This is a genomic window from Paenibacillus sp. KS1 (genome assembly GCF_001680695.1).
Lineage (GTDB): Bacteria > Bacillota > Bacilli > Paenibacillales > Paenibacillaceae > Paenibacillus_B > Paenibacillus_B suaedae.
The window spans coordinates 1-326 of sequence record NZ_MAIS01000344.1; the positions used below are offsets into that span (position 1 = coordinate 1).

General features: G+C 50.9%; 1 protein-coding gene. It reads right to left on the reverse strand.

Features of this window, described 5'->3' with window-relative positions:
- Positions 1-110: 110 nt before the first annotated feature.
- The coding region (locus tag BBG47_RS28595) for an SRPBCC family protein (protein WP_483310784.1) at positions 111-326 on the reverse strand (216 nt) is incomplete at its 5' end.

A 326-nucleotide genomic window follows, 5' to 3' on the forward strand; every position in this document is an offset into this window, starting at 1 on the left:
GGATGCATTTATCACCCTCGTTGTTACCAACTCCTTTTCTTCCGCTGCGCTGATTTCACAGTTTGCCGCATGGTTTTCCGTCATGCCCGTTCCTCCATCGCCTTAGGTTCTCAGATGGACATCTTCTGCAACTGCGCTTCGAGCCGATCAAGATTTTCTTCGTTGGCTGGAGTTGAAATTTTCTTGATGGCGTTGAATACGGCAGCGTCTTCGAAAAGCTGGCGCCATGTTAGTCTGGTTGTACCGCCAAGATCCTCGAAGGTTGCCGTGAGTTGATAATGGGGTTCACATACGTGCCGCAGCACGATCCGTTCTGGCCCGATTTC